Annotated in this window: 28 protein-coding genes and 1 pseudogene; 19 read left to right on the top strand and 10 right to left on the bottom strand. The window is 66.5% G+C overall.

Annotation, left to right across the window (positions count from 1 at the left end; all coding sequences use genetic code 11):
* Positions 1–97 precede the first annotated feature (97 nt).
* The 7 genes and pseudogenes from nrdH to FGL91_RS19190 all read left to right on the top strand — a co-directional run bounded on the left by nrdH (position 98) and on the right by FGL91_RS19190 (position 8,691).
* Positions 98–331 (top strand): glutaredoxin-like protein NrdH, encoded by a 234-nt coding sequence (nrdH, locus tag FGL91_RS18070; protein WP_047519073.1) that lies wholly within the window; start codon positions 98–100, stop codon positions 329–331.
* Positions 332–337: 6 nt separating this feature from the next.
* Positions 338–772 (top strand): class Ib ribonucleoside-diphosphate reductase assembly flavoprotein NrdI, encoded by a 435-nt coding sequence (gene nrdI, locus FGL91_RS18065; RefSeq protein WP_131491526.1) that lies wholly within the window; start codon positions 338–340, stop codon positions 770–772.
* The gene (gene nrdE, locus FGL91_RS18060; RefSeq protein ID WP_047519077.1) at positions 769–2,913 is read left to right on the top strand and encodes a class 1b ribonucleoside-diphosphate reductase subunit alpha; all 2,145 of its coding nucleotides are present in this window, start codon (positions 769–771) and stop codon (positions 2,911–2,913) included. The genes nrdI and nrdE overlap by 4 nt, the downstream gene beginning before the upstream one ends.
* A gap of 55 nt (positions 2,914–2,968) precedes the next feature.
* Positions 2,969–3,946 (top strand): class 1b ribonucleoside-diphosphate reductase subunit beta, encoded by a 978-nt coding sequence (nrdF, locus tag FGL91_RS18055; protein WP_017828866.1) that lies wholly within the window; start codon positions 2,969–2,971, stop codon positions 3,944–3,946.
* Positions 3,947–4,842: 896 nt separating this feature from the next.
* A complete protein-coding gene (locus FGL91_RS18050) occupies positions 4,843–5,349 on the top strand; it encodes a hypothetical protein (RefSeq protein ID WP_153244545.1) in 507 nt (168 codons plus the stop codon).
* 1,227 nt (positions 5,350–6,576) lie between these two features.
* Positions 6,577–7,125, top strand: a pseudogene (locus FGL91_RS19435) (choice-of-anchor K domain-containing protein); the annotation flags it as partial.
* Between the two features lie 405 nt (positions 7,126–7,530).
* Entirely contained in the window at positions 7,531–8,691 is a 1,161-nt protein-coding gene (locus FGL91_RS19190) for a SpaA isopeptide-forming pilin-related protein (RefSeq protein WP_227992089.1), read from the top strand.
* Positions 8,692–8,825: 134 nt separating this feature from the next.
* Here the strand turns inward: FGL91_RS19190 and FGL91_RS18040 are convergent, their stop codons facing one another.
* Together FGL91_RS18040 and FGL91_RS18035 are read right to left on the bottom strand one after the other, a co-directional pair.
* Entirely contained in the window at positions 8,826–9,944 is a 1,119-nt protein-coding gene (locus FGL91_RS18040; protein WP_153244543.1) for a hypothetical protein, read from the bottom strand.
* On the bottom strand, positions 9,931–10,551 hold the full coding sequence (locus tag FGL91_RS18035) for an RNA polymerase sigma factor (RefSeq protein WP_194239270.1): 621 nt from the start codon (positions 10,549–10,551) through the stop codon (positions 9,931–9,933). The genes FGL91_RS18040 and FGL91_RS18035 overlap by 14 nt, the downstream gene beginning before the upstream one ends.
* Before the next feature lie 115 nt (positions 10,552–10,666).
* On the opposite strand from FGL91_RS18035, the gene FGL91_RS18030 reads away from it, so the two are divergent.
* Positions 10,667–11,203: a GNAT family N-acetyltransferase gene (locus FGL91_RS18030; RefSeq protein ID WP_153244541.1), complete on the top strand. Its 537-nt coding sequence runs from the start codon at positions 10,667–10,669 to the stop codon at positions 11,201–11,203.
* On the opposite strand, the gene FGL91_RS18025 is transcribed toward FGL91_RS18030, so the two are convergent.
* Positions 11,175–11,786: a flavodoxin family protein gene (locus tag FGL91_RS18025; RefSeq protein ID WP_153244540.1), complete on the bottom strand. Its 612-nt coding sequence runs from the start codon at positions 11,784–11,786 to the stop codon at positions 11,175–11,177. The two genes, FGL91_RS18030 and FGL91_RS18025, sit on opposite strands and share 29 nt — an antisense overlap.
* A gap of 90 nt (positions 11,787–11,876) precedes the next feature.
* Between FGL91_RS18025 and FGL91_RS18020 the strand changes: the two genes are divergently transcribed.
* Positions 11,877–12,080, top strand: a complete 204-nt coding sequence (locus FGL91_RS18020; RefSeq protein WP_131491533.1) for a hypothetical protein — start codon at positions 11,877–11,879, stop codon at positions 12,078–12,080.
* Between the two features lie 3 nt (positions 12,081–12,083).
* Here FGL91_RS18020 and FGL91_RS18015 read toward each other — a convergent pair whose 3' ends face one another.
* Genes FGL91_RS18015 through FGL91_RS18005 form a run of 3 tightly spaced genes read right to left on the bottom strand, consistent with a single transcriptional unit; the run spans position 12,084 to position 13,522 of the window.
* Positions 12,084–12,686 carry a GNAT family N-acetyltransferase gene (locus FGL91_RS18015; RefSeq protein WP_153244539.1) on the bottom strand — a complete coding sequence of 201 codons (603 nt, stop codon included), beginning with the start codon at positions 12,684–12,686 and terminating at the stop codon, positions 12,084–12,086.
* Between the two features lie 20 nt (positions 12,687–12,706).
* Positions 12,707–13,105 (bottom strand): ImmA/IrrE family metallo-endopeptidase, encoded by a 399-nt coding sequence (locus FGL91_RS18010; protein WP_416202669.1) that lies wholly within the window; start codon positions 13,103–13,105, stop codon positions 12,707–12,709.
* 42 nt (positions 13,106–13,147) lie between these two features.
* The gene (locus tag FGL91_RS18005) at positions 13,148–13,522 is read right to left on the bottom strand and encodes a helix-turn-helix domain-containing protein (protein ID WP_227991725.1); all 375 of its coding nucleotides are present in this window, start codon (positions 13,520–13,522) and stop codon (positions 13,148–13,150) included.
* Between the two features lie 130 nt (positions 13,523–13,652).
* Here FGL91_RS18005 and FGL91_RS18000 point away from each other — a divergent pair, with 130 nt between their 5' ends.
* From FGL91_RS18000 to FGL91_RS17990, 3 genes are all read left to right on the top strand, one after another.
* Positions 13,653–13,847 carry a helix-turn-helix domain-containing protein gene (locus FGL91_RS18000; RefSeq protein WP_227991723.1) on the top strand — a complete coding sequence of 65 codons (195 nt, stop codon included), beginning with the start codon at positions 13,653–13,655 and terminating at the stop codon, positions 13,845–13,847.
* A 29-nt stretch (positions 13,848–13,876) separates the two neighbouring features.
* On the top strand, positions 13,877–14,806 hold the full coding sequence (locus FGL91_RS17995; protein ID WP_153244538.1) for an aldo/keto reductase: 930 nt from the start codon (positions 13,877–13,879) through the stop codon (positions 14,804–14,806).
* A 70-nt stretch (positions 14,807–14,876) separates the two neighbouring features.
* Positions 14,877–15,266: a PLDc N-terminal domain-containing protein gene (locus tag FGL91_RS17990; RefSeq protein WP_047519098.1), complete on the top strand. Its 390-nt coding sequence runs from the start codon at positions 14,877–14,879 to the stop codon at positions 15,264–15,266.
* On the opposite strand, the gene FGL91_RS17985 is transcribed toward FGL91_RS17990, so the two are convergent.
* From FGL91_RS17985 to FGL91_RS17975, 3 genes are read right to left on the bottom strand one after another with little or no spacing between them, the layout of a single operon-like run.
* Positions 15,263–16,246 (bottom strand): epimerase, encoded by a 984-nt coding sequence (locus FGL91_RS17985; RefSeq protein WP_153244537.1) that lies wholly within the window; start codon positions 16,244–16,246, stop codon positions 15,263–15,265. The two genes, FGL91_RS17990 and FGL91_RS17985, sit on opposite strands and share 4 nt — an antisense overlap.
* Positions 16,243–16,878 (bottom strand): DUF4166 domain-containing protein, encoded by a 636-nt coding sequence (locus FGL91_RS17980; protein WP_153244536.1) that lies wholly within the window; start codon positions 16,876–16,878, stop codon positions 16,243–16,245. The genes FGL91_RS17985 and FGL91_RS17980 overlap by 4 nt, the downstream gene beginning before the upstream one ends.
* Positions 16,879–16,930: 52 nt before the next feature.
* Positions 16,931–17,548: a TetR/AcrR family transcriptional regulator gene (locus FGL91_RS17975; protein WP_131491540.1), complete on the bottom strand. Its 618-nt coding sequence runs from the start codon at positions 17,546–17,548 to the stop codon at positions 16,931–16,933.
* Between the two features lie 105 nt (positions 17,549–17,653).
* On the opposite strand from FGL91_RS17975, the gene FGL91_RS17970 reads away from it, so the two are divergent.
* The gene (locus FGL91_RS17970; RefSeq protein WP_153244535.1) at positions 17,654–18,460 is read left to right on the top strand and encodes a sugar phosphate isomerase/epimerase family protein; all 807 of its coding nucleotides are present in this window, start codon (positions 17,654–17,656) and stop codon (positions 18,458–18,460) included.
* Positions 18,460–19,590 carry a Gfo/Idh/MocA family protein gene (locus FGL91_RS17965; protein WP_153244534.1) on the top strand — a complete coding sequence of 377 codons (1,131 nt, stop codon included), beginning with the start codon at positions 18,460–18,462 and terminating at the stop codon, positions 19,588–19,590. The genes FGL91_RS17970 and FGL91_RS17965 overlap by 1 nt, the downstream gene beginning before the upstream one ends.
* A 31-nt stretch (positions 19,591–19,621) precedes the next feature.
* Here the strand turns inward: FGL91_RS17965 and FGL91_RS17960 are convergent, their stop codons facing one another.
* Entirely contained in the window at positions 19,622–20,818 is a 1,197-nt protein-coding gene (locus FGL91_RS17960; RefSeq protein ID WP_153244533.1) for an ROK family transcriptional regulator, read from the bottom strand.
* 114 nt (positions 20,819–20,932) lie between these two features.
* Here FGL91_RS17960 and FGL91_RS17955 point away from each other — a divergent pair, with 114 nt between their 5' ends.
* The 5 genes from FGL91_RS17955 to FGL91_RS17935 are packed head-to-tail and all read left to right on the top strand — an operon-like array spanning position 20,933 to position 26,898.
* A complete protein-coding gene (locus FGL91_RS17955) occupies positions 20,933–22,042 on the top strand; it encodes a Gfo/Idh/MocA family protein (protein WP_153244532.1) in 1,110 nt (369 codons plus the stop codon).
* Positions 22,039–23,562: a sugar ABC transporter ATP-binding protein gene (locus tag FGL91_RS17950; protein WP_153244531.1), complete on the top strand. Its 1,524-nt coding sequence runs from the start codon at positions 22,039–22,041 to the stop codon at positions 23,560–23,562. The genes FGL91_RS17955 and FGL91_RS17950 overlap by 4 nt, the downstream gene beginning before the upstream one ends.
* The gene (locus tag FGL91_RS17945; protein WP_131491546.1) at positions 23,559–24,653 is read left to right on the top strand and encodes an ABC transporter permease; all 1,095 of its coding nucleotides are present in this window, start codon (positions 23,559–23,561) and stop codon (positions 24,651–24,653) included. The genes FGL91_RS17950 and FGL91_RS17945 overlap by 4 nt, the downstream gene beginning before the upstream one ends.
* A complete protein-coding gene (locus tag FGL91_RS17940; protein WP_153244530.1) occupies positions 24,650–25,687 on the top strand; it encodes an ABC transporter permease in 1,038 nt (345 codons plus the stop codon). The genes FGL91_RS17945 and FGL91_RS17940 overlap by 4 nt, the downstream gene beginning before the upstream one ends.
* Before the next feature lie 14 nt (positions 25,688–25,701).
* Positions 25,702–26,898, top strand: coding sequence for a substrate-binding domain-containing protein (locus tag FGL91_RS17935; protein ID WP_416202654.1), 1,197 nt, complete (start codon positions 25,702–25,704; stop codon positions 26,896–26,898).
* Positions 26,899–26,973 lie beyond the last annotated feature (75 nt).

Raw genomic sequence — 26,973 nt, 5'->3', positions numbered from 1 at the left:
TGTCGGTCCCCATATGTAGTATTGAAGTCCCGGCAGGGGGTCTACCGGGAAACAGCCTGATGAGAAGCAGGCCAGAGATTTGAGGGGTTACGAAAAGATGTCGATCACGGTCTACACCAAGCCTTCCTGCGTTCAGTGCAACGCGACCTACCGTGCCCTGGATGCCAAGGGCATCGAGTACGAGGTTCTCGACCTCTCCGAGGACCCGACGGCCCTCGAGCAGGTCAAGGCGCTCGGCTACCTGCAGGCGCCTGTCGTCGTCACCGACGAGGGCCACTGGTCGGGCTTCCGTCCCGACAAGATCGACGAGCTCGCCTCTCGTCTGGCGTGACCTCCCATGAGCGCCGTCGCGACCGCAGCGCCGCTCCTGATCTACTTCTCGAGCGTGTCGGGTAACACCGCGCGGTTCGTCGAGAAGCTCGGGCTCCCCGCCCGACGAATCCCCCTCCACCGGAACGAAGAAGACCTCGTCATCGACGAGCCCTTCGTGCTGGTCACCCCCACCTATGGCGGGGGCGCGGGACGAGGCGTCGAGAAGGGCGCCGTTCCCAAGCAGGTGATCCGGTTCCTCAACGACGAGCGCAACCGGCGTCACCTCCGCGGTGTGATCTCCGCGGGCAACACCAACTTCGGCGATGCCTTCTGCCTCGCCGGTGACATCATCAGCCGCAAGTGCCACGTGCCTCACTTGTATCGGCTCGAGATCTTCGGCACACAGGACGATGTGGATCGCGTGAGCGACGGATTGGAACGACGGTGGCAGCTTCAGTGACCGAGACAGTGGCATTCAAGGCGAACCCCTCCTACGAGGGACTCGACTATCACGCCCTCAACGCGATGCTCAACCTGTACGACGCGAACGGGAAGATCCAGTTCGACGCCGATAAGCGGGCCGCGCGGGAGTACTTCCTGCAGCACGTGAACCAGAACACGGTGTTCTTCCACTCGCTCAAGGAGCGCCTGGACTACCTCGTGGAGAAGGAGTACTACGAGGGCGCCGTCATCGAGAAGTACTCGATGGAGTTCATCCAGAAGCTCAACGACCTCGCCTACGGCAAGAAGTTCCGCTTCGAGACGTTCCTGGGTGCGTTCAAGTACTACACGAGCTACACGCTCAAGACCTTCGACGGCAAGCGCTACCTCGAGCGCTTCGAGGACCGCGTCGTGATGACCGCCCTCGGCCTCGCGGACGGCGACGAGAAGCTCGCCGTCGCCCTCGTCGAGGAGATCATCTCCGGTCGCTTCCAGCCGGCCACCCCGACGTTCCTCAACGCGGGCAAGGCACAGCGCGGTGAGCTCGTCAGCTGCTTCCTGCTGCGCATCGAGGACAACATGGAGTCCATCGCCCGCGGCATCAACTCCGCGCTGCAGCTGTCCAAGCGCGGTGGCGGCGTGGCACTGCTGCTGTCGAACATCCGCGAGTCGGGTGCGCCGATCAAGCAGATCGAGAACCAGTCGTCCGGAATCATCCCCGTGATGAAGCTGCTCGAAGACAGCTTCAGCTACGCCAACCAGCTCGGTGCCCGTCAGGGTGCGGGAGCGGTGTACCTCAACGCGCACCACCCCGACATCATGCGATTCCTCGACACGAAGCGTGAGAACGCCGACGAGAAGATCCGCATCAAGACCCTGTCGCTGGGCGTCGTCGTCCCCGACATCACGTTCGAGCTCGCGAAGAACGACGAAGACATGTACCTGTTCTCGCCGTACGACGTCGAGAAGGTCTACGGCGTGCCCTTCGGCGACATTTCGGTCACCGAGAAGTACCGCGAGATGGTCGACGACCCGCGCATCAAGAAGACCAAGATCAACGCGCGCGAGTTCTTCCAGACCGTCGCCGAGATCCAGTTCGAGTCCGGCTACCCGTACGTCATGTTCGAGGACACGGTGAACAAGGCCAACCCGATCAAGGGTCGGATCAACATGTCCAACCTCTGCAGCGAGATCCTGCAGGTGAACACGCCGACCACCTACAACGATGACTTGTCGTACGACAACATCGGCAAGGACATCTCCTGCAACCTCGGCTCGATGAACATCGCGCTGTCGATGGATGCCGACGACCTCGGCCAGACCGTCGAGACGGCGATCCGCGCGCTCACCGCGGTCAGCGACCAGAGCCACATCGGCTCGGTGCGCTCGATCGAGGACGGCAACGACCGTTCGCACGCGATCGGCCTCGGCCAGATGAACCTGCACGGCTACCTCGCTCGCGAGCACGTGCACTACGGGTCGGAAGAGGGCATCGACTTCACGAACATCTACTTCTACACGGTGCTGTTCCACGCGTTGCGTGCCTCGAACAACCTCGCGATCGAGCGCGGTACGACGTTCGACGGGTTCGAGGACTCGAAGTACGCGTCGGGGGAGTTCTTCGACAAGTACATCGATCAGGCGTGGGTGCCCGCGACCGAGAAGGTCAAGGAGCTCTTCGCCGGCAAGCACATCCCGACGCAGGAGGACTGGGTCGAGCTGAAGGCCTCGATCCAGAAGCACGGCATCTACAACCAGAACCTGCAGGCGGTCCCGCCCACGGGCTCGATCTCGTACATCAACAACTCCACGTCGTCGATCCACCCGATCGCGTCGAAGATCGAGATCCGCAAGGAAGGCAAGCTCGGTCGCGTGTACTACCCGGCGGCGTTCATGACGAACGACAACCTGGAGTACTACCAGGACGCATACGAGATCGGCTACGAGAAGGTCATCGACACGTACGCGGCGGCCACCCAGCACGTCGATCAGGGTCTGTCGCTGACGCTGTTCTTCAAGGACACCGCCACCACGCGCGACATCAACAAGGCGCAGATCTACGCGTGGCGCAAGGGCATCAAGACGATCTACTACATCCGTCTGCGTCAGCTGGCGCTCGAGGGCACCGACATGGCCGAGTGCGTCTCGTGCATGCTCTGACCTGAGAACCTGTCGACCCGAGAACGCGGCTGAAAACCGAGAAACGACGAAGAACATGACCCCTGAAAGACTCAAGCTGGTCTCCAGCGTGCAGGCGATCAACTGGAACCGCATCCAGGACGACAAGGACCTCGAGGTCTGGAACCGTCTGGTGAACAACTTCTGGCTGCCGGAGAAGGTGCCGCTGTCGAACGACGTGCAGTCGTGGAACACGCTCACCCCCGACGAGCAGCTGCTCACCATGCGGGTGTTCACTGGTCTGACGCTGCTCGACACGATCCAGGGCACCGTGGGTGCGGTGTCGCTGATCCCCGACGCGATCACGCCTCACGAAGAGGCCGTGTACACGAACATCGCGTTCATGGAGTCGGTGCACGCGAAGAGCTACTCCTCGATCTTCTCGACTCTCGCGTCGACGAAGGAGATCGACGAGGCGTTCCGGTGGTCGACCGAGAATCCGAACCTTCAGAAGAAGGCTCAGATCATCATGGACTACTACCAGGGCGATGACCCGCTCAAGCGCAAGGTGGCCTCCACCCTGCTGGAGTCGTTCCTCTTCTATTCGGGCTTCTACCTGCCGATCTACTGGTCGTCCAAGGCGAAGCTGACGAACACGGCCGACCTGATCCGCCTCATCATCCGTGACGAGGCCGTGCACGGGTATTACATCGGCTACAAGTTCCAGAAGGGCCTCGAGAACGAGACCCAGGAGCGTCGTGACGAGCTCAAGGACTACACGTTCTCGCTGATGTACGAGCTCTACGACAACGAGGTGCAGTACACGCAGGACCTCTACGACGGCGTCGGTCTGACCGAGGACGTGAAGAAGTTCCTGCACTACAACGCCAACAAGGCCCTCATGAACCTGGGCTACGAGGCGATGTTCCCCTCCAGCGTCACGAACGTGAACCCGGCGATCCTGTCCGCGCTCTCGCCGAACGCCGACGAGAACCACGACTTCTTCTCGGGGTCGGGCTCGTCGTACGTCATCGGCAAGGCCGAGGCCACGGAAGACGACGACTGGGACTTCTGAGAATGCCTGTGCGGCGTCACGCATTGTGGCGCCGCCACACGTTGAAGTTGGCGCCCGTCACAGGAACCGTCACAGACTCGGTAGTTGGCGTAAGAAACCGTTGAGAGTGGGGTGCGAGGCCGATGCCCAGCAAGCCGCACCCCACTCCCCAGAGCATCACCAGTTCGTGGCCTGACGTCCCCTTTGAGGATCCCGCTGGTGAGGCTGCACGCCGATTCGTCGTGAAGTTGCGTTATAAGTCATGGCTGAATAGCGTCAGTCGGCGCCTCGACCAGGCTTTGACGAAGGCTGCTTTCGACGCGGGCGCCTAGGTGACATACGAGAGTCCGCAGTATCGTTCAGTGGGCACAACGTATGCGCGGAAAACCCGGTGCTCCGCCGGTTGGTGCTGACGACCACCCCGGGCGACGCCGGAACATGGATCCATCCACCCAATGCTGCCGGGTTCGGTATATCGGCGCAGAGGTCAGTCCCGAATCAGTTCGGGACTGACCTCTACGCGCAAGCGGCCAACAATGCCGTCGCAACGGAACGGGTTCCGCTGTCTGCCCCACTCTGGCCGCGGGCGCACCGACGACTTGCTACGCCACCTTGCGATGGATGGAGGGGCCGACAGCAATGAGTGTCCGCTCCTTCAGTAGCTGCGGACAGGGGCGCCGTCTGGGGCTACGCTCCGGCGCTGCGGGCACGCAGACGAGCAACTCCTTGTCTCGGACCAGCGCGCATGACAAGCAGAACTTCCGCCATGCGCCAGACTCGTTGAATACACCAGACCTACCGGGAAACACGTACGCGATGGACGCTCGGCTCACGACAGCGTGCCTGGGAGGAGGGAACGAAACATGGACCGGAGACCTTTACCGTTAGCGCGAACGGTCGCGACAGCGGCTGGACTGTTGCTCATCGCCGGGCTTGCCGGGTGCGACAGCGGCCAGCGCATCTACGAGGAAGCTGTGACTGCGGCGGAGCAGGGGGTGGCTCTGTCACTAGAGAACACGACGGCTCAGATCAGCGATCTTCTCGCGGAGCGCTCTGCGGCGAGTGAGATCTCGACAGAAGATATCTCCGCGATCTTCCTGGCGGATGCGAGGGGCTACGAGACCGAACCGCTGGACGCGATTCAGACACGTGCGCTTTTCGGTATGACGGAGAACAGCGACGGATCTTTGACCTTCTCGATTTTCATCGTGGACAGTGTGTACCGCGCGAGTGGACTGACCACCACTAGCCAGTCGCGGTATAGCTGCGGGGAGATCACGGGCCGCTTCGGAGGTGGCGCGCTGTCGGTGGAGGATCTGGACTGCCCGCCGGTGTTCGAACAGCGGGCTGGGGACGAATCGGTGTACCTATCCATGACCGAGAACGCGGGGAAGTACGGAGTGAGTGTGGGTACGTCGCCATGACGCGCCCGAGAAGAGCGCCCTGGAAAGTCGTGGCGGCGTGCTTGCTGATCCCCGCAGCGACATACCTCAGCTCGTGCACCGGAGACGACGCTGCGCAGAGGACGGTCGTCGAGGTTGAGACCTGGGTCCTCGTGATCGGACCGGCGCTCAGCGTGGCTGATATCAGCGGTCTGGTGAGCCTGTGGACTTTGTGACCCGCGCGGAATCATCGACGCGAGAAGGTCGCCGACTCGGCGCGGCTTGCTCCGGTCGAGCGGGCGATGAACGAGTCCTAAGCCCCCATGCGCGAACTCCTCGAAGACGAATCAAAGTGTGCCGCGCGTCGCCGTTGCCGGTAACGGCGCGGTCGCTCCGGCCGGTCCCTGGAGTGCCCGGCGGATCGAGGGTTCGGCAGTGTACGGGTACGGGCTACGCGGAATCACCACCGCCGATGGACGTCATCGGTGCGCATCTGGTGGTGCTGAAGTTCAGACGGGGCTTGAGCCAACTGCGACAGATCTGCGCCAGGCTGGTCGACGCCGCACACCGTTGCAGTCTCGGCTGACGTCTTTCACAACCCAGGTTTGATCCTGCAAGGGTCGCGGAATTCTCTGATTCCGCGACCCTTCTTGCAATTTCTCTGACGCGCGCCATTCAGTCGGACGAGCTCAGCGGGTCGTGGCTGCCGGAGTTCGTCGGCTTTCCGTCAGGCGGGGATGTTGAGGTACTTGGAGACGGCTTCGCGCACGACAGCGCCGATTGACGCCACGTCGGAGGGTTCGCCGGCAGCGGTTCGGCGGGCTACTTCAGTCTTCACTGCCGTATACATGGCTTCGGATACTTGCGCTCCCAGAAGGCGCGGGTACAGGCCGCCGGTCCCGCGTCGTCGCGGTGCATCAGGCAAGGCCGAGGTAACGTCTGCGGCGGGAGCTGCCGGGGTCGCCTGAACCGGTGCGGTCGGCTTGGTCGAGGGGGCCATGGGATGCCGCCTTTCGGTTCTTCGGTGATCAGGCCGCAGGGGGGCAGGATCGTTGTGGGCCTGGGCGACCGACGGGACGAACCTGTCGGTGTGCCGTGCGTCAAGGTGGCTTCGACGAGTCCGCACGAATGCCGTGGCAGTTACAGCAACGGCGTTGATCGCGTCGACGCTTCCGGGAGGCGCGTCGATCACGGTGCATCAATCGCACCGAAAGCATACACCTTAGGCCTTAGGCCTAAGGCCTAAGGCCTAAGGCCTAAGGCCATGTTATGCTTCGACTTCTGCGGCGCCGTGGCCGGAGTTTTCACGCCACTACCGAAGAAGCCGCACCGGGGGGGCTTATGAAAAGGCAAAGAACCAGAGTCTGGGCAGGGGTGACCGCAGCCGCGCTCGGGGTGATGCTGTTGGTGGCGGTCCCGAGCGTGACGGCATCCGCTGTGGGGAGCAATGACCTGCTGGTACGGTCCGTCGGTTCGTTCAGCAGTCCCTCCCGCCCCGACGGAACGACAGCGCCGCTGTGCGTGAACTACGGTACCGGCGATCCAGCGACCTTCTCGCCGACGAACAACCAGTCGACGGCGTGGGGGGCATCCAATCAGGTGCGTTCAGGTACGCAGCTCAGCGTTCTGAGCAGTCCGACCCCGCCGTGCTGGCCGTCGCCTGAGCAGAGCAGCGGCTTGGGCTTCGAAGGCATCACTGCCGCGTCCCCGGTGGGCGAATATTTCGAGATCGGGCGCTTCACGCACTTCAACAACACGATCCAGAACGGTCTGCACTGGGTCAACCTCGACGCGTCGATGACCATCACGAACCCGTACACACTCGCACAGGAGCAGCTTGATGCGTCGTACCGGATTCGGCTGCAGGAGAGCCCTGAGCAGTTCCAGCTGCCTGGCGACCCCGTACCGACAACGGCTGACTGTCAGTTCCAACCCGGCGAGACGAACTCGTTCGCGGGCGGGACCACCGTCCCGGCATACGTCAACGGATACAACACGGGTCCGGCATCGTTTACGTTCAACGACCCGAACCTTCCGAGTTCCTTGAACCCGGTGACGACGCAGCGGGTGGCCTGCGCGGACAGCTTGTATGTCGTGCCCGTGGATCCGACCGATCCGTCAGAAACGCTCACCTGGGGCGAGACGTCAGTGCGAGTGGGTATCGGAGGCTGGGCACCGGTCGTCGGCGGAACCTGCGATTCCACGAATGTGCTGGCTGGTCCCGTGGTGTACACCCCGGAATCCGAGACGACGATGCTCTGCATGCTGGGGAGGATCATTCCGGCGACGATCTCGGTGGAGAAGCTCGTTGAGGACATGCCGGATGGAGAGTTCGGCTTCGAGCTGGTTGAACAGGACCAAGGGCAGGATCCGCCCGTCGATGACCCGAGCCGCAGTACTGAATTCTCGATCACGACAAGCGGTGGCACCGGGACCCTCGATCTCGGTGAGATCGAGCCCGGGCTCTACCGGATGACCGAAACGAACGTCCCAGATGGCTACGAGCTCAACGATCTGAGCTGCGTGAATGCCGACGATGAATCCATCATCACGACCGACGGCTTCCTGGATCTCGACTCGGGAGTCGCGGCGACCTGCAGGTTCGTGAACGGGCCCGTCACCACGGCGGGTCTGACACTCTCGAAGCAGGTCGATCTGGGTGCCGCAGAGCCGACGGCGTGGACGCTGTCGGCAAGCGGGCCCTCCACGATCAGCGGTGCGGCGGGTGCCGCCTCGGTGACCGATGCGAGGGTCGCCCCGGGAGAGTACTCGCTCACGGAGTCGGGCGGGCCGGCGGGGTACGAGCAGACCGGCCTCGTGTGCCTGGACGACGAGCAGACTGAGGTTCCTCTCACCGATGGGAACCGGATCACGCTTGCCGTGGGCCAGGAAGTGACCTGTACCTTCACGAACACAACCACGATGGGCACGCTCACCTTGGTGAAGGAGGTGGCTTCGGGAAGCGCTGCACCGTCTGCGTGGACGCTGACTGCGGATGGTCCGACCCCGATCACAGGGAGGAGCGGCGCGGCATCGGTCACGGCCGCGTCGGTGGCTGCTGGCGTTTACACGCTCACAGAGTCGGAGGGGCCGGCAGGGTACCAACAGCAGAGCCTTGCGTGTGCGAACGGTGCAAATGCGGTGGCGATCGAAGGCGCACAGCTGCGGATCGCTCCAGGCGCAGATGTGACGTGCACCTTCACGAACAGCGAGCAGTCGACTGCTGGCGGCGCTTCGGGACCGGCCGGACTTGCGAATACGGGCTCTTCGTTTCCGGTGTGGCCGGCGCTCGGCGGAGTTCTGGCGATGCTTCTCCTCGGCGGTGGCGCAATGTGGGCCGGAACACGTCGGAAAGAAGACCTCACGGAGAGGTCGCCCCGCTAGCAGTATCCCGCAGTCCGCCCATCGGAAAATCCGCAGGTTCCCCGCCTGATGGCGCGGCGTCATCCCTCGTCGGTCACCACGAAGACCCCAGCCCGCAGCTCCCCTCGAGCGGCGGGCCGGGGGCTTTCGCGTGATCAGCCCAACGGCAGCGACGTGAAGGAAGCGGAGAAGTCCGGCACGTTCGCCGGCAGGAACGGAGCAGACCCGACGTCGACGAGCGGGTCGTCCTTCGTGTGCGTGTTCCAGAGCTCCGGGAGGGCGCGAAGGAGGAACTTCTCGATCTTGACGATCGCTCCGGCCTCGGGATTGACGGTCAGGCGGAACCGGGCGTCGTCGGTCTCGTAGCCGAGCACCTTGTTCGCTGAGGAGCCCTCCTCGACCGTGATCCCCCCGGCGAGAGCGAGGGCTTCGAGGAAGGTCGCCCGGTACTCCGCTGACGCGGTCAGGATGACGACGGAGTGTCCGAGCGCGTTGAGCATGTGCTCGGCGGCAGGTACCGCGAACTCCTCCTCGATGCTCTCGTACAGGCCGTTGGTCTCGGGCTCGCCGTCCTGGGGCATCTTGGCCGCTTCTGCCTTCTCTGCGACCAACTTCGCTTCCAGTCCTTCCTCCCATGCGGCGAGGAAGGCTACGGGATCGGCGGGGAAATCAGACGGGGAAACGGGGAGGAACTCGAGCGCTGCTTCGTATTCGAGGACTTCGGTGGAAGTCGCGGGCGCCGCACCGATCGGATACTGCGAGCCGTAGTAGGAAGTCCATGCTCGTTCGACCGCCGACTCGTCGCCGTACTGCGCCGCGGCGTGGAGATCGGTGTGCGACGTCTGCGAGTACGTGTGGTCCGTGTTACTCACGTACGTGTCGCTCGCCTCCGTGACGACAGCGGCGGTCGCTCCCGTTCGGAAACTCCCGAAGGGCAGGAACTTCTCGTTCGGGCCACCGATCATCCCCAGGTGATGCGTGGTGATGGTCACCTGCATCGGCTGGACGACGGCGCCACGGATCGAGGCTGCGGTCTCGTTCAGGTACGTCGAAGCGGAGGCGGTTCGCGGCTCGCCGACGACCCCTGGTGGGATCAAGAGGGAGGCCGTGACGGCAACGGCGGCCACCGCAGTGCCACCGACCGATACCGCCACGACGCGTCCGATGGGGCGACGTCGGGTGCGACCGATCTCCCGGTGGAGCGCACGTCGCGGAGCCTGCGAGGAGGTGGCGTAGGTGGGCTTCATCTCGCGCACCGTGTCAAGGATGTCCATGGATGATCTCTTTCTCAGCGAGTCGGATGTGTGTGGTCGCGGGACGAGGCGCATGGTCAGCCTCCGGCGACGGTGGGGGTGCCGCGAGCTTCGCCCGGATACGGCTCAATCGCGATCGGACCGTGCCGACGGGGATGCGCAACGCGGTCGCGATCTGCTCGTAGGTGAGGTCGCCCCAGGCATGCAGGAACAGGACTTCGCGGTCACGAGCCGACAGCGCGGCAATCCGTGGATAGAGGCGTTCGATTGCCTCCGCCGCGTCGAGTTGAGCGGATGACCGGTCGTGATCGTCCGGAGCGATCGGGTCGCTGTGGGCGAAGGCCGCCTGCAGCACACGCCAGTGTTGAGCCTGGGCTCGGCGGTGTTGGCTGAGCACTTTCGTCGCGATGCCCATCAACCAGGGGAGCGCGGACGTGCGATCCAGATCGAAGTGCCTGCGCTTGCGGAACGCGATGAGGAAGGTCTCGCTCACGATGTCGTCGCTGGCGGCTGGGCCGACGCGGCGGGCCACATAGGCCGAGACCGCCTCGATATGTCGTTCGAATATCTCGGAGAACCTCTCCGCAGCCCGGATCGATTCGCGGATGATGTCGTTGTCGTTGGTCACACTGGATATCCGTCACTCGGCGCGATTCGGTTCCATCGGTGGCCCCTCGCCTACGCGACTCACGCTAGCGCGCGGACGAGGCGCTGATGTCGGAGGCGCCTGCGATCATCCAAGGATGGATCCCCTGCGACTCCGGCTCTGGTCGGAACACGACCACGATCTGCTGCACGCCGCGAACACCCCGGCGATGACCGATCATCTGGGCGGCCCCGAGACCGAAGACCAGATTGCGGAGCGCCACGCCCGCTATCTTCGTCTGATCGAGGCCGGCGAGGCGCGGATGTTCGTGATCGAGGATGCCCGGGGCTCGGCGCTCGGATCGATCGGCCACTGGCACGTCGAGTGGCGGAAGGAGCCGGCACTGGAGAGTGGATGGTTCGTCCTGCCCGAAGCGCAAGGACGAGGGGTGGCGTCGAACGCCTTGGCGCTCGTCGTCGACGACGCTCGTGCGCATCGAGCGGGCCGGCGCTTCCTGACTGCCTTCCCCGAGGTAGGGAATGCTGCGTCGAACGGGGTCTGCCGACGCAACGGCTTCACCTTGGCGGGGACCGTCACCGAGCGGTTCCGCGGCGCGGAGCTGACCGTGAACGAGTGGGTGCTGCCGCTCACCAGCACGTCAGAGGTCAGCCCGCCGGATACTCCTGGGCCTTGAGCGCCCTCGCGAGGTGGGCGGCGTTGCGCGCGGCCGTGCTGATCGCCGACGCGACCTTTTCCGGAGTCTCCTCCAGGTCTTTGTAGTCGGTCGTGTGCATGGCCTCGCCGTTCCAGTAGACCGAGCCCTGGGCCGGAATCGTGTAACCCACGTCGTTCAGGGACTGGAACAGGGTCGCCGCGATGTGGTGAGCCCCGTCCTCGTTCCCCACGATGCCGGCCACGGCGACCTTGTCGAACAGGGTCGGCCTGCCGCGGGCATCGGTCTCGCCGAGCTCAGCGTCGAGCCGCTCGAGCACGCGCTGTGCGATGCTCGAGTGCTGTCCCATCCAGGTGGGGGTGACGAAGACGAGGATGTCGGCGTCCAGCACACGCCGTCGGATGCTCGGCCACTCGTCGTCGCCGCCCATGTCCTTCTCCACGCCAGGACTCAGGGTGAGGTCGACCGCGCGGACGAGGTCGCCGGTGACGCCGTGCGCGGCGAGGGCGTCGAGCACCTGGGTCGCGAGGAGGTCGGAACTGGAGGCAGCGGGCGACGGCTTCAGCGTGCAGGAGACGGCGACCGCGGAGAGTGGTGTCTTCATGCTCCGAGCAGACCAGAATCCACGGCGGGTGCACAGGGGCTTCCCGTGTCCGGGCTATCCTGGTAAACGGCACCGACGACAGGAGATCCCGTGATCCTCAGCTTCCTCTTCTTCATGATCCTCTTCATCGGGGGAATCCTGCTGCTGGGCATCTCGTTCGGGCTACCGGCGTTCCAGGCGCTCGCGTTCTGCGGCGGCCTCCTGCTGGTGACTCTGGCCATGGCGTTCATGCTCCGCGAGGGCGGTTCGGCTACTCGCCGCTCGAAGAACTGGTCGGGCAACCCCACCGAGTGATCCTCACCGCCGCTTGGCGAGTCTCGCTTCGAGGTTCGCCCTGACGGCGGGCCACTCCGGCTCGATGATCGAGTACTCCACGCTGTCCCGCAACGCGCCGTTGCGATAGCGGCTCATCGCGCGCATCACGCCGTCCTGTTTGGCCCCGAGTCGTTCGATGGCCGCGCGGGACTGGAAGTTCACCCACTGTGTGGTGAGCCCGACACGGAACGCCCCGAGTGACTCGAACGCGTGGCGGAGCAGCAGCAGCTTCGACTCCGCGTTCGTGCCGGTCCCGTGCGCGGATGGCCGGTTCCAGGTGTAGCCGATGTGCAGCCGCGGGACATCCGCGACGATGTCGTAGTACGAGGTGAGCCCGAGGACGCGGCCGGCGGCGTCGAAGGCGGTGAAGGGCACCATCTCGCCCTTGTCGATGAGCCCCATCCGCCGCTCGACCTCGGCGGCGACCCCATCCGGCGCGGGAACCGAGGTGTACCACGCCGTCTTCCACAGGTCGCCTTCCTGCACCGCGTCGATGAGGCCGTCGACGTGCGAGCGTGCGAGCGGACGAAGCTCGACGAGTTCTCCGGTGAGGGTGACGGGGGCGGGAGCGACGAGGAAGGCCATGAGGATATTCAATCAGCGCGTCAGGAGACTGCGAGCGGGACGGCGCCCTCGCTCAGCAAACGCTGGAACGCGGCGACCAGCTCGACCGTGACGCCCAGCTCGAACGCGAGGCTGGCGAGGTGCGGGCCGCGGACAGCTTCGGCCTCGGCGTAGGCGCGCGAGGTGATGAGCTGGCGCGCCGCCCACTCATCGGCGCGACGTTCCTGCTGTGCGCGGAGCACGGGAGCCGAAGTGGGACGGTGCCCCAGGTGGGCGTGGCCGAGTTCGTGCGCGAGGACGCTGCGCATCGTTCGGCTGCTCATCCCCGGCGCGAGGCGGATCGTGCGTGTCTCGGGGTCGAAGCCACCCCGGGTGCGGCCAGGACGTTCGACGATGCGCAACCGCCGCTCCTCGGCGAGGCGGACGAGGTGCTGCATGATGCTCCTCCTCGTCGCGGTCCGTGCCGGCCCCTGATGGCCGGATCAGTCGTAGAGGTCGTCCGAGTCGGCGTCGTGGTGGACGCGGGATTCGAAGGCGACTTCGCGGCTATCTTCGCGTGGACCGGTGACATCGGGTGTGCGGCGGAGCGGCGTGATGCGGGCGGTGGGTTCGCCGTCCGCGCGGAGTCGCTCCTCCGCACGGGCGAGCAGCACGTGCGGATCGACACCGAGCGTGGCGCAGACGGAGTAGACCACCGGAACGGGGATCGCGCGCTTGCCGGTGACGTAGTTGTCGAGGGCGCTGCGTGCGATCCCGATCCCGCGAGCCATCGCGGCGATGCTGCTCCGGGAGGCGGCGATCTCCGCGCGCATCTGGCGGCCCACGGCTTCGTTGAACTCCTCAGCAGCTGTCTTCACCCGGCTCACGATAGCAGCGCTCCGAAGCCAGAATGCTGCCATTCTGGTTCACTCGGCGGCGGTGAGTGTCCGTGCGGAGCGGTAGCGTAGGCGTATGGGGACAGATCTGCGTCATTTGTTGGCATACGAAGTGGAAGGAGCGCGTCTGCACGCCGGTGTGGCCTTCGCAGACCTCGCACACCGCTCGGGGATCGGCACGAGCAGGTTGGCGAATCTCCTCGACGCGAAGGTGGACTTCACCGTGGTCGATCTGGCGGCCATCGCCGAGGTGCTGGAGGTGACGGTGACCGCGCTTCTGCCGGCGTCGGCCGCCGACGATGGGTGAAGTCGGTCGTGCGGAGTAGCGTGGTCCGCATGAAGACCGTGCCTTTCGGATCCACCACCGCTCCCGCCGTCATCGCCGGCATGATGCGCATCCACGACAAAGACGATGCGCACGTCCGGACGCTGTACGCGGCGGCGCGAGACGCGGGCATCGACTTCTTCGATCACGCGGACATCTACGGCGGGAGCATGCACCACTGCGAGGCGCGCTTCGCAGACGCGTTGAAGCTGAGCGCATCCGAGCGCGACGAGATCGTGCTGCAGACCAAGTGCGGCATCGTGCCGGCGCAGGGCATGTTCGACTTCTCCTACGAGCACATCGTGGGTCAGGTCGAGGGGTCGCTGGCGGCGCTGCGCACCGATCGTCTCGACGTGCTGCTGCTCCACCGCCCCGACATCCTGGTCGAACCCGACGAGGTCGCTCGCGCGTTCGACGACCTCGAAGCCGCGGGCAAGGTGAAGGCGTTCGGCGTCTCGAACCACACGCCGCGGCAGATCGACCTTCTCCGCACGGCAGTCCGGCAACCGCTGGTCGCGAACCAGTTGCAGCTGTCGCTCACCCATGCGCCCCTGCTCGCGCAACCGGTGGCGGCGAACATGGCCGGCCACGAGCAGAGCGTCGTCCGCGACGGCGGAGGTCTCGTGGAGTACTGCCGGATCAACGGCATCACGATCCAGGCGTGGTCGCCGTTCCAGGACGGATTCTCGCACGGTGTCTTCCTCGGCAACCCCGAGTACCCCGAGCTGAACGCCGTGATCGATCGTCTCGCGGCAGCGCACGGCGTGACGCCGATCGCGATCGCGACCGCGTGGATCACCCGGCATCCGGCCGGGATGCAGGTCGTGCTCGGGACCACGACGCCGCAGCGGGTGCAGGAGGCGGCGGCCGGTGCCGATGTCGTGCTCACGCGACCCGAGTGGTACGAACTGTTCCGCGCGGCCGGGCACCTGCTGCCGTAGCCGTTCGAGGCAGGGGATCCGGGCGGTAGCCGGCGAGGCGAGACGGCCCGGCGTCGTCTACCCTGAGTTCATGCCGTTCCTGTTCTCGCTCCTCGTCATCGCCCTGATGATCGGTGCGCTGATCGACATCATCACCCGCGATAACTCTCAGGTGAAGCACCTGCCGAAGATGGTGTGGATCATCATCGTCATCCTGCTGCCGCTCATCGGAAGCGCACTGTGGTTCGCGATCGGCCGCGAGTACGGCGATGCGGGCATTCCGATCCCGCGGATGCGGCGAGCAGAAAGGTCCTCGCCGCAGACCGATGTGCGACCGGCCCCGCCGGTGGATCGGCGGACGACGGAGGAGCAGATCGCCGATCTCGACCGTGAGATCGAGGAATGGCGTCTTCGGCAAGAGATCGAGAAGCGCCGACGCGACGGCGAAGCCCCGTCAGGATCCGTCGGCTCGACCTCCTAGGCGGCGTGCGGGAGGTCGAACGATTCGCGGATCGCTTCCTCCAGCTGCGGGTGACGGAACTCGAACCCGGCGGCGGTGAGCTTCTCGGGGAGCACCCATCGGCTCTTCAGGACCAGCTCGGTCTCGGTCCGGATGCCGATGGCGCCGAGCTCCAGCATCCAGCGGGGCATCGGCGGACCGATCCGAGCGCCCAGCACGCGGCGCACGGTCGCCATGAACTCGACGTTGTCGACGGGATGCGGAGCGGCCGCGTTGACCGGTCCCTCCAGTGCCGGCGTCCGCTCGAGGAAGTCGATGATGCGGGCGACGTCTTCGATGTGCACCCAGCTGAAGCGCTGACGACCTCGGCGGGCCCCGGGGAAATGCCCGGTTCCTGCCGCGCGGCGAGCGGCGCTCACCGGCCAGCGCCCGTCGTACTGCGGACCGCCGAGGCCGAGGCGTGTCAGCGTCTTCAACGGCTCGAGCACGCCGCCGTGGCCGAGGACGATCGTGCTTCGCAGAGCGACCCGACGTGTGGCCGGAAGCTCTTCGGCGAACAGCGCCTGTTCCCACGCCTTCGCGACCTCGACGGAGAAGCCGGTGCCGATCTCGCCCGCGGACTCGGTCATCGGGCGGTCCTCGGCGTGCCGGTAGATCGTGGCGGTCGAGGAGTTCACCCACAGCAGGGGAGGCGTCGTGGCCCGCGCGATCGCGGTGCGCAAAGAGGCCGTGGTGTCGAGTCGTGAACGGAAGATCTCCGCGCGGTTCTCGGGGGTGTAGCGGCAGTTGACGCTCTTGCCGGCGAGGCCGATCACCAGGGTCGCGCCGTCGACCGCGCGATCGATCTCGACCTGGTCGCCCCACCGGATGTCTGCTCCCGAGCGCGAGATCGTCACCACCTCGCGACCCGCAGCGCGGAGGCGCGGAGCCAGATAGGTCCCCATGAACCCCGTGGACCCGCCGATGACGACCCGTCCCGCGCCGATGTCGTCTGTGCTCATGCGTTCTGCTCCTTCGTGGTGGCCGGCTCGACGCGATAGTGGAAGTGGCCCCGGTACTCGTACACGCGGCCGATCAGGGGAACGTGGACGGTGAGGCTCACACGCTGGCGGTCGAGGGCGTCGTCGAAGCGCTCGGTCAGTCGGACGGTCGGCGAGATCAGGCGCGGGATGCGAAGCCGGAGCCGTCCGAGACGCACCCCGACCGCGGTGCTGGTGAGCCGGAGGGCGCCGTCCTTCGTCTCGACGTCGAAGCATGCGGCGATGAGGCCCGGTTCTCCGAGTTCGTCGACCACGCGTCCGCGCTGCGTGAGGGCCACGGCATCGCGCATCACCCACGTTCCTCGGGCGAAACGGAAGGTGCGTTCCCCGATGGCGCGTGAGGCGACCGTGCGGTTCTCGATGTGGAAAGGCACATCGTGCTCCCACCCGGAAGCGACCACGCCGCGGTGTTCGAGGGGGCGCAGCAGGGGCCAGAGCCAGCGACGGGGAGTGCCGACCCGCTGGAACACGCCCTCGCCGATGCCGACCGCGCCGTCGGGGATCGCGGCGAAGTAGGAGCGCAGGCGGGGGTGCAGCTCGTCGATCCGTTCACCGAGCGCCCGGGCGTACGGGGACTGCGGCACGAACGTCACCCCTCGAGCCTAACTCGATGGTCGGCGGGTCCCGTCCGACGGCTCCGGGCGTTCAGTCTGTCGGACGCAGCAGGCGGTCGAGGAGCGCGAGCGCTTCGTGCTGTGGGGCGGACTCGTCCAGCAACCACTGCGTCTGCAGGCCGTCGGACGCGGCGACGACGAGTGCGGCGACGGCGTCCGCGTCGACATCCGCGCGAATCCGCCCTTCCGCCTGCTGCTGTCGGACGGTCTCAGCGAGCCGTGTGCGGAGCCGCGCGAAACGCCCCGTGGCGAACGTGCGAGCAGCGGGGTGTCCTTCTTCGAGCGCCGAGGCGACGAGCGTCGAGTACAGCTGCACGAGTCCCGGGATGGCGCGGTTGATGCGCGCCGACTCGATCATCATCTCGACCGGTGTCGCGTCTTCCGGCGGGGAGCCGGCTTGCCGACCCGGCGCGTTGCTCTCTTCGTAGACGGCGACGAGGAGCTCCTCCAGCGACCCGAAATAGTGCGTGAGGGCGGCGTGCGTGACCCCGACTTCACGGGCTATGGCGCGCAGGCTCGTGCGGTCGGCGCCGCGTTCGGCGAAGACCTCGATGGCGCGATCGAGAATCTCCTGTCGTCGAGCGATCCCCTTGGCGTAGGCGCCGCGAGGGCGGGGAGGCGCAGAGCGCTCGGGCGTATCGGCGGCCATGAGAGGAGTCTAGCGAACCAAAACTTCCGAGTGGAGGTATTTGGTGATAGCGTGCCTGCCAGGGGTTGCGACCCCTCCGTCGCCGAAAACCGAAGGAGCACGACGATGACGATCCAGACCTCCCTCCAGCTGTTCACCATCAAGGACGAGCTGGAGGCCGACCTCGACGGTTCGCTCACGGCCGTCGCCGCTCGCGGCTTCACCGCCGTCGAGCCGTACGACTTCGTCCGGCGTGCCGAGCCCCTCGCCGCGGCGCTCTCGGCCGCGGGCCTGACCGCGCCGTCGGGGCACGCGTTCCTCGCCTCGGAGTCGTTCGTGAATCCGGATGGCAGCGGCACCACGGTGCCGGTCCCGACTCCCGCCGAGGTCTTCGAGGCTGCGAAGGTGCTCGGCATGGGCACGGTCATCGATCCCTACACCGAGCCCGCGCGCTGGGAGTCGGTCGAGCAGATCGAGGAGACCGCACGGCTGCTGAACGCGGCCGCCGAGATCGGTGCAGGTGTCGGCGTCCGCGTCGGATACCACAACCACGCTCACGAGCTGGAGGCGGTCTTCGACGGCGTCACCGGGCTCGAGGTCCTCGCCGGACTCCTCGATGAGCGCGTGGTCCTCGAAGTCGACCTCTACTGGGTTGCGCGCGGTGGCGTCGACCCGGTCGCGCTGCTCGAGCGTCTGGGGGACCGGGTGATCGCGGTGCATGCGAAGGACGGCACCCTCGACCCGGCGCTCGCCGGTGCGTACCCTCCCGCCGACCAGGTGGCTGCGGGGGACGGCGCCGTGCCGCTGGTCGAGGCCATCGCTGCGGCCCCGGCGCTTGAGCTCGCCATCGTCGAGTTCGACCACTACGAGGGGGAACTCTTCGACGCGATCGAGCGCAGCCGGGTCTACCTCGATGAGAAGGTCGCCGGCTGATGGCGGGCCCCGTGGGTGTCGGCATCATCGGTGCCGGCAACATCAGCGATCAGTACCTGTCGAACCTCACCATGTTCCCGGACGTCCGCGTCCTCGCGGTCGCGGATCTCCTCGAGGAGCGGGCGAAGGCGCAGGCCGAGAAGTACGGGGTCCCGCGCTTCGGTGGGGTCGACGTGGTGCTCGACGACCCCGACATCGACATCGTGGTCAATCTCACGATCCCCGCGTCGCACGTCGAGGTCTCCGAGGCGATCATCGCCGCGGGCAAGCACGTCTGGACCGAGAAGCCGATCGGGGTCAGTCGGGAGGAGTCCCGTCGGCTGCTCGAGAGGGCGCAGGCCGCGGGCCTTCGCGTCGGCGTGGCTCCGGACACCGTGCTCGGCCCGGGGGTGCAGACGGCGAAACGGGCGATCGCGCGCGGTGACATCGGGCGGCCGTTGTTCGGTCAGACCACGTTCCAGTGGCAGGGGCCGGAGATCTTCCACCCGAATCCGGCGTTCCTCTATGCCAAGGGCGGCGGGCCCCTGCTCGACATGGGGCCGTACTACGTCTCGACGCTCGTGCATGTCTTCGGCTCGGTGGCCGCGGTCGCGGCTCTCGGGTTGCAGGGATCGCCGACGCGTCGCGTTCAGGTCGGCGAGCTCGCCGGTCAGGAGTTCCCGGTCGAGATCCCCTCGACGCTCAGCGTCCTGATGGACTTCGAGCAGGGCGGTCAGGCGCAGAGCCTGTACAGCACCGATTCGCCGCTGCTGCGGCAGGGGATCGTCGAGATCACCGGCACCGAGGGCACGATCGTGATCCCCGATCCCAATACGTTCGGTGGCGCGATCACGATCACCCGACCGCTCACCCGCCTGTTCGTCCCCCCGGAGCCGGTCCAGCAAGAGGTCATCGACGTCGCGCAGGAAGGCGTGCTCTCCGGGCGCGGCCTCGGGCTGCTCGACATGGCGCGTTCAATCGCCGCTGGTCGCCCGCACGTCGCCACGGGGGAGTTCGGCTACCACGTGCTGGACACGCTCCTGTCGATCGAGGAGGCCGCGGCATCGCGCAGCTTCGTTTCCGTGGAGAGCTCAGCCGGTCAGGTCGGTGCGCTCGCCGCGGACTTCGATCCGTTCGAAGCCACGCTCTGACGGGCACCGCCCGTGGCGGCGACGGTGCGAGTCACCGCGCCTTCGCCGCCACGTAGCGGTCGACGCTCGCCGGCGAGAGGACGTCCCGAGCGACCATGATCGCGGCGCCCAACACAGCCGCGCGATCACCCGCCTGCGATTGCACGATGGCCAGATGCTGGGTCGCGAGGGGGATCGACCGACGATAGACGATCTCTCGGACGCCGGCGAGGAGATGCTCTCCAGCGCGTGCGATGCTGCCACCCAGCACGATGATCGACGGGTTCAGGAGGTTGACGACGGTGGCGAGGACTTCGCCCACATGACGGCCGGCCTGACGCGTCGCCTCGATCGCTGAGGTGTTCCCCGATCGCACGAGGGCGACGACATCCGCGGGGCTGTGGGCATCGAGTCCTTCCGCACGGAGGGCGATCGCCAGGGCGGACCCGCTGGCGAGGGCCTCGAGATCGCGGTCGTCATCCGGCTCGCGGGTCGATCCGGCACCGCTCGGGACCTGGACGTGCCCCATGTCGCCCGCGGAGCCCTGCGCGCCGCGCTGCAGCTGACCACCCGCGATGATGCCGGCGCCGATACCGGTGGACACCTTCACGAAGATCAGATCGTCGACCTGTGGCCAGCTCGTCGCCTGCTCGCCGAGAGCGAGGATGTTCACATCGTTGTCGACCAGCACCGGCACGTCGAAAGTCCGCTGCACGTAGGCCGGAACGTCGAATCGGTCCCATCCGGGCATGATCGGCGGATTGGTCGGTCGACCGGTGGAGTGCTCCACCGGTCCGGGCACCCCGATGCCGACGCCGACCAGGGGGAGTCCCTCGTCGCTCGTGGCCCTGAGGAGCTCGCCGCCATCGGTGAGAATGGTGTCGAGCAACCTCTCGGGCCCGTCGCCGATGTCGATCGTGCGCGTGCGGGAGTCGAGGATGACCCCGGCCAGATCTGCCACGGCCACCGTGGCGTGCGTCGCGCCGAGGTCCACGGCCAGGACGAGACCGGCACGGGGGTTGAATGCGACTCGGGCGGGCGGGCGTCCTCCGGTCGATGCCGCCTCGCCGGCGGGACGCAGGAGCCCGGCAGCGAGGAGCGCATCCACGCGCAGGGCGACCGTGGAGCGGGCGAGTCCGGTGAGCGCGGCGAGTTCGGCTTTGGTTCTGGCATGGCCGTCCCGAAGGATCTGGAAGATCTCGCCCGCACCGGAGGAGATCGCCGGAGCCGGCCTCAGAACGTCAACCATGGCGTCAGTAAACCACAGCACTTCGGCCTTTCGACGATCGGCTTCTGATGTGGGGTTCACGACTTTTGCCGATGAGGTAGCAAAAGTTGGAAGCTCTGTGTCAGAATCGGCGACATGACAACGGATGTCACTGACACCGGTCTCGGGACGATCCGAACCGGGATCCTCGGCGGAGGGTTCATGGCCCGCGTGCATCGCACCGCGGCCCGCGACGCCGGAGGAGAACTGCGCGCGGTCGCCACCCGATCCGCGGCCGGAGGGCGCGATGCGGCGAACGCCCTCGGCGCGGAGAGGGCGGAGAGCGATGCGGCCGGCGTGCTCGAGGCCACAGACATCGACGTCGTCCACATCTGCACCCCGAACGCCACACATGCCGACCTCGCGCTCCGGGCACTCCGCGCTGGGAAGCACGTCGTGTGCGAGAAGCCGCTCGCCACGACCGCGCAGGACGCCAGGATTCTCGCCGAGACCGCCCAGGCTCGGGGTCGAGTGGCCGCTGTGCCCTTCATCTACCGCTACCACCCGATGGTGCGCGAGGCGAGAGCGCGGATCGCCCGCGGTGACGCCGGTGACCTGCTCACCCTCGACTGCTCGTATCTTCAAGACTGGATGCTCCTGCCGAGCGACGACGACTGGCGGGTGCGCTCCGAGTCCGGGGGTGCGTCCCGAGCCTTCGCAGACATCGGCTCGCACCTGTGTGATCTCGTCGAGTTCGTGGCCGGCGAGCGAATCCGCACGCTGAGCGCCCGCACCCGACGCGTGTTCTCCGAGCGATCGGGGCAGACGGTCGACACCGAGGACATCGTCGCCCTTCTCGTCGAGACCGAGTCCGGTGCCCTGGGCACGCTCCTCATCTCGCAGATGGCGGCGGGCCGCAAGAACGCCCTCACCCTCGAACTCCACGGCTCGCAGCAGACCCTCCGCTTCGAGCAGGAAAGACCCGAGGAGCTCTGGATCGGCATGCGTGAGGAATCCCGGTCGCTGTTGCGCGACCCCGCGTCATCCGTCGCCGACTCGGCGCGACTCCAGCGGGTCCCCGCCGGCCATGCGATGGGCTATCAGGACGCCTTCAACGGTTTCGTCGCCGACGTCTATGCGGCCATCGCCGGTGCACAGCCCGATGGACTCCCCACATTCGCTGACGGATTCCGGTCGGCGGTGCTGACGGAAGCGGTGCTCGACTCGGCGGCGCAGGGCGGACGATGGGTGGAGGTGACGGCATGATCGCGACCACGACCGACCCCGTGCTGCGGGTGGAGGGTATCCGCAAGTCGTTCTACGGCGTCGAAGTGCTCAGCGGTATCGACTTCGATGTGCGGCCCGGAGAGGTACACGGCCTCGTCGGTGAGAACGGCGCGGGGAAGTCGACCCTCATGAAGATCATCGCGGGGGTGCAGCCGGCCGACGGGGGGACGATCTCGTATCGCGGAGAAGAGGTGCACCACGCACACCCCCGACAGGCGATGGATGCCGGCATCGTGACGGTCTTCCAGGAGTTCACGCTCCTGCCCGAGCGCACCGTCGCGCAGAACGTCTACCTCGGGCGTGAGCCCCGCCGCGGCGGCTTCGTCGACCAGCGGGAGATGCACACGCGGACCGAGGCCTTGCTGACCGACCTGGGCGTCTCGTTCATCGAGCCGACCGCGCGCGTCGGTTCCCTCACCGTCGCCGAACAGCAGATCGTCGAGATCGTCAAGGCGCTCTCCTTCGACGCCCGGGTCATCTCGATGGATGAACCGACCGCCGCGCTGAGCGACCGCGAAGTCGAGCTGTTGTACGCGATCATCCGCCGGCTCACCTCTCGCGGGGTCGCCGTGATCTACGTGTCGCACCGGCTCAAGGAGATCTTCGATCTCTGCGACCGCATCACGATCCTCAAGGACGGTGCTCTCGTCTCGACCGACGACACCGCGGCGCTCACGACCGATGAACTGGTCCGGCGCATGGTCGGGAGGTCGATCCAGTCGTACTTCCCCGATGCGCTCGAGGGAACGGTCGTGGGCCGGCCACGGCTCGAGTTGGACGGCTGCGGCAACGCCTACGTCGACGGGGTGTCGCTCACGCTGCGTGCCGGGGAGATCGTCGGCATCGCCGGTCTCCAGGGATCCGGTCGCACCGAACTCGTGGAAGGGATCTTCGGCATCCAGGCGTTCACCCGGGGCTCGATGCGGATCGACGGGGAACCTGCACGCATCACCGGTGCGCGGGCTGCGGTCCGCGCCGGACTCGCCCTCGTGTCCGAGGATCGCAAGGCGCAGGGGCTCGCGCTCGGCCAATCGGTCCTCGACAACGCCCTTCTGGTCGTGCGCAGCGTCTTCGCGGGCCGGACGACGGCATCCCGTCGCGAGGTGCCCGGTGTCCTCACCTCGCTCGAAGTCAGTTCTCGGGGCGTCGATCAGGAAGTGCGCTTCCTGTCGGGCGGCAACCAGCAGAAGGTCGTGCTGGCGAAGTGGCTGCTCACCCAACCGCAGATCGTCCTCTTCGACGAACCGACCCGCGGCATCGATGTGGGGGCGAAATACGCCGTGTACCAGCTCATGCGCGAACTCGCAGCGCAGGGGAAGGCCGTGCTGATGGTGTCGAGCGAACTGCCGGAGGTCATCGGGATGAGCGATCGGATCCTCGTGATGCACGACGGCGAGCTCGTCGCCGAACTCCCTGCGGGCTCTGCGGAGCACGAGATCCTCGGGGCGGCGACGGGTGCGAGTGATTCCGACAGCGCAGGGGACGGGGGTACGCGATGAAGCGTCTCCGGGTCGACTCGACCGTCATCGTCCTCGCCATCCTCCTGCTCGTGCTCATCGTCGGTGCGATCCTCGTCGCGACGGTGGGGCGAAACTTCTTCAGTCCCGGCAACATCCGGGACATCCTGACCGGGATGAGCGTCCTCGGGCTCGTGGCCATCGGGCAGACGCTGGTCGTGATCGGTGCATCGCTCGATCTCTCCGTCACCTACGTGATCAGCCTGTCGAGCCTGCTGGCGGCCACGACGATGAACGGCAACCCGGGGAACATCCCTCTCGCTGTGGTCGTCACGCTCCTCGTGTGCGCCGGCATCGGGCTCGCGAACGGTCTCATCGTCACCGTCCTCAAGGTGAACGGCTTCATCGCCACTCTCGGCGTCGGTCTCATCCTGCAGGGCATCCTGAACACGAACTTCGAGGGCTCGGCAGGCGACGTCCCGTGGGCCTTCCAGCTCATCGGCGCCACCGGACTCGGCCCGATCCCGGTTTCGACGCTCATCATGATCGCGTTGGCCGTGGTGGTGTGGATCCTGCTCAATCGCACCCGCACCGGCGCCCACCTCTTCGCCGTCGGCGGCGACCCCGAGATCGCCCGACTTTCGGGAGTCCGCACGCGGATGCCGCTCATCTGGGCCCACGTCCTGTGCTCGGTCTTCGCGGGGCTCGCGGGTCTGCTCCTCGCCAGCCGGCTCGGCGTCGGCAGCCCCACGGTGGGCCAGCAGGGTGGCTACGCGCTCCTCTCGATCGCGGCGGTCGTCCTCGGCGGCACGCTCCTGCTCGGCGGGCGCGGCTCGGTCTGGGGCACGATCGGCGGCGTCGCGATCCTGGCAGTCGTCGACAACGTGATGAGCGTGATGCAGGTCAATCCGTTCTTCAAGGATGTCGTCCGCGGCATCGTGATCGTGGCCGCCGTCGCCGTGTACAGCCGTCGTTCGATCATCCGACGGCGCCCGCGATTCGGCGCCGGTGGTACACGGACCGGCGGTGATGACGCCGCGAAGGCTGCGGACGCGGAGATGGCCGCGGCCGCATCGCAGCTCGTCGAGACCACTCCCGATGCCGGCTCCGCGTCGCAAGGAGGGCGCGCATGAACACGCTGCGCACACTCGTCAGCCCTCGTGGGGCGGTGTTCCTGCTGCTGGCGATCCTGCTCGTGGCGGTCACGGTCCTCAACCCGAGCTTCGCCGAACCGGGGCAGTTCATGCGGTTCCTCCAGCGGGTCGCACCGATCGCCATCGTCGCGATCGGCCAGTACTTCGTGATCATCGCCGGCGAGTTCGATCTGTCGCAGGGATCGCTCATCACGGCACAGGTCATCATCGCCGGGAATCTGGTCGGGCAGGACGACGCCCGCACGATTCCGGTGCTGCTGCTCATGATCGTGTTCGCCGTGGCCGTCGGGATCGTCAACGGGCTGATCACCACCCGGCTCAAGGTGCCTTCGTTCATCGTCACCCTCGGAATGATGCTCGCCCTCCTCGGCGGGGTCATGTGGTGGACGGGAGGCGCGGCCACGGGCAATCCCGCCGACAGCTTCCGGGAGATCGGTCGTGGCGGGATCCGCGACGTGCCGTTCCTCGATTTCATCCCGTGGGCGGTGCTGCTGCTGATCGTCTGGTTGGCGCTGGGCATCTGGATCACGAAGCGTCCGCTGGGAAAGACGCTCATCGCCGTCGGCGACAACGCGGTCGCGGTCGACTACGCCGGAGCGCGTCGGGCCTGGGCGACGACGCGTGCCTTCATCATCTCGTCGCTGTCGGCATCGCTGTCGGCGGTACTCCTCGTCGGCTACGCCGGTGTGCACCCGTCGGTCGGTCGCGGCTACGAATTCACGGCGATCACGGCGGTCGTGCTCGGCGGAGTGGTCCTCGGCGGCGGTCGCGGCTGGATCGTCGGTGCCGTCGCCGGAGCTTTCGCCCTCGAGGCCCTGTTCATGCTGCTCAACATCGCAGGGGTCCCGTCCACGCTCCGAGACGCTGTCCAGGGCGTCATCATCATCGCCGCCGTCGCCTACTCCGCCGTCGCGTTCCGTGCCCGCCGGCGACGAAGTCCGCAGTCTTCCGATGTCCCTCCCGCAGACCCCCTTTCCACCAGCACCATCCACACAGAAACCAGAGGAGATTAGCAATGCGACGATCAATGAAGATCGCCACCGCAGGGGTGGCTCTCTTCGGCCTCATCGCGCTCGCCGGGTGCACGACCGACCCGTCCGTGGCGCCGGCCGACTCGGAGAACCCTGATGCGGCAGCGGAGACGACGGAGTGGTTCGATCAGGAGCTCTTCGACAAGCAGGACGAGGAGCGCGGCGTCGATCCGCAGGGACCCGCCGACGAACCCTATCTGCAGTACATCAACGCCGAGATGGTCGACACCTCCGAGTTCGCCGCCGAGGGGGCCAAGAAGGCCTGCTTCGCCAACGCGTCGATCTCGAACCCGTGGCGCCAGACCGGCTGGATCACGATGAACGAACAGCTGAAGGCGCTGCAGGCCGACGGAGCGATCAGCGAGATGGAGACGCGCGACGCGCAGGACTCCGATGACACGCAGATCGCCGACATCGACTACTTCATCTCCGAGGGCAACTGCGACGTGTTCCTGATCTCGCCCAACAGCACGGCGGCCATGACCCCGGCCGTGGAGCGGGCGTGTGAGACGGGCAAGCCGGTCGTGGTCTTCGACCGCGGCGTCAACACCGACTGCCCTGTCACCTTCATCCACCCGATCGGCGGCTTCGCCTGGGGTATCGACACCGCCGAGTTCCTGATCGATAACCTCGAAGAGGGCGACAAGGTCGTGGCACTGCGCATCCTCCCGGGTGTGGACGTGCTCGAGCACCGCTGGGCTGGTGCGAAGAAGCTCTTCGACGAGGCGGGGATCGAGGCCGTGGACCACTTCACGGGCGCGGACCCGGCCGAGATCAAGAGCATCATCAGTGACGAGCTGGCCAAGGGAGACGTCGACGGCATCTGGATGGACGCCGGTGACGGAGCGGTCGCGGCCATCGAGGCGTTCGAAGATGCCGGTGCGGACTACCCCGTCATGACGGGTGAGGACGAGATGAGCTTCCTGCGCAAGTGGAAGGACACGGGTCTCACGGGCTTGGCCCCGGTGTACTCGAACTTCCAGTGGCGTACCCCGCTCCTCGCCGCGCAGATGATCTTCGCCGGCGAAGAGGTCCCGAAGGAGTGGGTGCTCCCGCAGAAGCCGATCACGGCGCCCGAGCTCGACGACTACCTCGAAGCCAACGAGGGCATGCCCGACGGCCACTACGCCAAGTTCGGCGGGGAGAACCTTCCCGGCTACCCCACCGTCTGGCAGGAACGGCAGATCCCGTAACCGATGTGCTCTCCCGCCCTTCCGCTCCGCACCCGCGGAATGGGAGGGTGGGAGAGCACGGTCATGAGCAAGAGG

Origin of the sequence: Microbacterium sp. CBA3102 (assembly GCF_007954505.1) — a bacterium.
Classification (GTDB): domain Bacteria; phylum Actinomycetota; class Actinomycetes; order Actinomycetales; family Microbacteriaceae; genus Microbacterium; species Microbacterium aurugineum.
The sequence above is the reverse complement of the archived record's forward strand: the minus strand, read 5'-3'. Positions and strand labels throughout refer to the sequence as shown.